At 73.5% G+C, this 3,222-nt stretch carries 3 protein-coding genes; all 3 read right to left on the reverse strand.

Features of this window, described 5'->3' with window-relative positions; translation table 11 throughout:
* Positions 1 to 602, reverse strand: a 602-nt coding sequence (locus tag HET64_RS37740) for an SRPBCC domain-containing protein (RefSeq protein WP_251146431.1), incomplete at its 3' end; no start/stop codon positions are given.
* A 66-nt stretch (positions 603 to 668) separates the two neighbouring features.
* The gene (locus tag HET64_RS37745; protein ID WP_215111744.1) at positions 669 to 2,267 is read right to left on the reverse strand and encodes a polyamine aminopropyltransferase; all 1,599 of its coding nucleotides are present in this window, start codon (positions 2,265 to 2,267) and stop codon (positions 669 to 671) included.
* Between the two features lie 67 nt (positions 2,268 to 2,334).
* Positions 2,335 to 2,856 carry a DUF2617 family protein gene (locus tag HET64_RS37750; protein ID WP_215111745.1) on the reverse strand — a complete coding sequence of 174 codons (522 nt, stop codon included), beginning with the start codon at positions 2,854 to 2,856 and terminating at the stop codon, positions 2,335 to 2,337.
* Positions 2,857 to 3,222 lie beyond the last annotated feature (366 nt).

Here is a 3,222-nt window from a genome sequence, read left to right on the forward strand (position 1 = left end):
GCCCCGGAAGAACCACCTTCGTCCCCGCCCCCCTCGGCCGCGTCCTCATCGCCCGCGAGCCCCTCGGCGACCACCGCGTCGTCCCCGTCGCCGCCGTCGCTCTCCGGGCCCTCGCCCTCGGCCTCACCCGCGTCCGCGGCCTCGTCCCGCACCGCCAGCGACTCCGTCACCAGCTGCTGGGTGAAACGGTCCAGGAGCCGGTGGGCAGCCGCGAGCGCGGCGCCCTCCTCCAGCTCGGCCAGCCGCCCGTCCCCGCTCGCGGTGCCGCTGTAGGTGAGCGCCGTCCCGCCGTCCGTCTCCGTGAGGCCGATGGTCAGGGCCACCTCGACCGCACCGGCGCCCCGGGCCTCGACGCCCCGCCCGGACACCGAGAAGCGCTGCCCGCCCGAACCGCCGGGCCCCTCCGGGCCGGTGAGCCGCAGCTCGCCCCGGTAGGTGATGGTGTGGCCGCCGGCCCGCAGCTTCAGCCGCCCCGCCAGGGGCGACGCCGACGCGTCGGCGTCCCTCTGGAGGCCGGGGACGCAGCGGGCGACCCGGGCGGGATCGCCCAGCGTGCGCAGCAGGGTCGGGACGGGAACCGGAACGAACACCTCATGCTCCATGGAAACCGAGCCTAATCGGCCCCGGCCCCGACGTCAGCGCTTCCGCCCGCCGAAAGCCGGGCGCGCTCACACGTCCTCCCAGTACCGGGGATGGATCAGCGTCGACGGAATCAGCCCGGGAAGCCGGGCGTCGTCCGCCGCCCGCACCCCCTCGCGCAGCTCCCGGCCGCCCAGCGACCGCGGTACGGGCCCGCCGGCGACCAGCGCGGGCTGCGGAGCCGCGCCCGGACCGGCGAGGAGGAAACCCCAGTCCTCCCGCTCCCGGTCCTCGCCGCCGCCCCGGTCCGGGCTCGCGGCGAGTCCCGTGTACCGGCCGGTGACGCGGTACGGGCGGGTCGCGAGGCCGCCCGCGCGCATCGAGGCCTCCACCGTCCAGAAGGTCTGCGGCCGGGCGCCCAGCGGCCCGGCGTGCACCACGAGCCGCCCGTCCGGGGCCAGGGCCTCCGCGACCAGCCCGTAGAACTCGGCGGAGTACAGCTTCGTGCTGGCGGTGATGCCCGGGTCCGGGAGGTCGGAGATCACCACGTCGTAGCGTCCCCGGTCGGCCCGGAGCCAGGTGAACGCGTCCGCCCCGACCACCGAGACCCGGGGGTCGCGGAAGGCGTGGTCGTTCAGCTCGGAGAGAGCGGGGTCCGTGCGGGCCAGTCGGGTGACGGCCGGGTCCAGCTCGACGACGGTGACCGAGCGGACATCCTCGTAACGCAGCATCTCGCGGGCGGCCAGTCCGTCGCCGCCGCCCAGGATGAGCACGCGGGCGCGGGACCCGTTCATCGCGGGGTGCACCAGCGCCTCGTGGTAGCGGTACTCGTCGCGGGCGCTGACCCGCAGCCGGCCGTCCAGATAGAGGCCGAGGGAATCGCGGTCGGTGCCGGTCAGAACAACCTCCTGCACCCCGGTCTGCACGGCGACCCGCACCTGGTCCCCGTACACCGCCCGCCGCGCGGCCCGCTCGAAGTCGTCGACCAGCACCGTGGCCGTGGCCAGCACCGCGATCACCGAGCCGTTGACCAGGACGAGGAGCCACCGGGAACGGGAGGTGAGGTCGCGCCGGAACACCCACAGGACCAGCGCGCCGCCCGCCGCCGCGTTGACCGCGCCGGTGAACAGCGCACCGGTCAACTGCCCCAGCACCGGCAGCAGCAGGAACGGGAACGCGAGCCCGCCGACCAGCGCGCCCACGTAGTCGGCGGCGAAGAGATCGGCGACGGCCCCGCCCGCGTCCTGCCGGTCGACGCGCTGGATCAGCGTCATCAGCAGCGGGATCTCCGCGCCGATCAGCACCCCGATCGCCAGCGAGAAGCCGACCAGCGCGTACTGCGAGTCGCCGAGCCAGGCGAACGAGGCGTAGAGCACCAGCGCGGAGGAGCCGCCGATCAGCGCGAGGGCCGCCTCGACCATCCCGAAACCGACGGCGGCGCGGCAGCGCAAACGTTTCGCGAGAAGCGAGCCGATGCCCATCGCGAACACCATCACGGAGAGCACGACGGAGGCCTGGGTGACCGAATCGCCGATCAGGTAGGAGGCGAGCGCGACCAGTTCGAGCTCGTAGACGAGACCGCAGGCGGCGCAGACGAAGACCGCGGCCAGCACGAGGAACCGGCCGGTCCTCGGCCGTACGGGAAGCCGCGCCGCGCCCCCTCGCAGCGACATCTGCTGGTCGATCATGATGCGAACGCTACGTCACTGCACCATCGCGACCTGTCACCCACACGGGTGTAAGTGCCCCTGCCGGTCAGGCCGCGGGCGCGGGAATCCGCACCCCCACCCTGGTCCGGGTCACCACCAACTGCCCCTCCTGCGGGTACGCGTGCCAGGTGCGCCACCGCACCTGGCCCTCGGTGCGCTGGGCGAGCATGGCGGTGAAGGCGTACGGGCTGCCGGGGAAGGTGCCCGCCAGACCGTGCGGGTGGTCGCTCACCAGGGCGAGCAACTCCTGCGCCCGCCCGGCGAACTGCCCCTGCGTCAGGGTCTCGACGCGCGCCGCGAATTCGTACTCCCAGTCCCCGAGCCGCTTCGCGACGCCGAGGGGCAGGGGGGTGCTGCTGCCGGGCATACAGGCCACGGTCTCGGAGCAGACCCCGCGGTCCTCCTGGAGGAGGACCTGGTGGGAGGCGCCGAGCAGCCTCAACTGGAGTTCGGCGCCGCCGAGCTGGAGATCGAGGACCGCCAGGGCGGGCAGCGGCTCCCGCCCCAGCATCCAGGCCAGGTCGGCGGCGCGGGTATCGGAATAGGCCGTCTGGAGGGTGGTGAGCATGGGTGGGCTCCGCAAACACGCATGGACACATGGACAGCAGGACGCCCCCGAGTTGCTGCGCGTGGGAGGTGGGGAGCGCCCGATCTGGTCCGACTGGGGTCCGAGGGCTGATTGTTCTCTTCAACGAGGGAATCACGAAGTACGCCCACTCACAGCGTTTTCGCCCAACTTGCCGTGGTTTCCATCCCCCCGGGGGCCCACCGGTTCACTTGTTCAACCAAAAACGTCCGCGTCGCTCAACAAAAGAGCGTCCGGAGGGAGTTCACCCTCCGGACGCCCGGTCTCATGTCACCTGCGGTGACCGTGCGGCGGCGGCCCGGTCAGCTGCCGCCCCCGCCACAGCCGCCCCCGCCGCCCCCGCACGAC

Origin of the sequence: Streptomyces sp. McG3 (assembly GCF_018619185.1) — a bacterium.
In the GTDB taxonomy this organism is placed as follows: domain Bacteria; phylum Actinomycetota; class Actinomycetes; order Streptomycetales; family Streptomycetaceae; genus Streptomyces.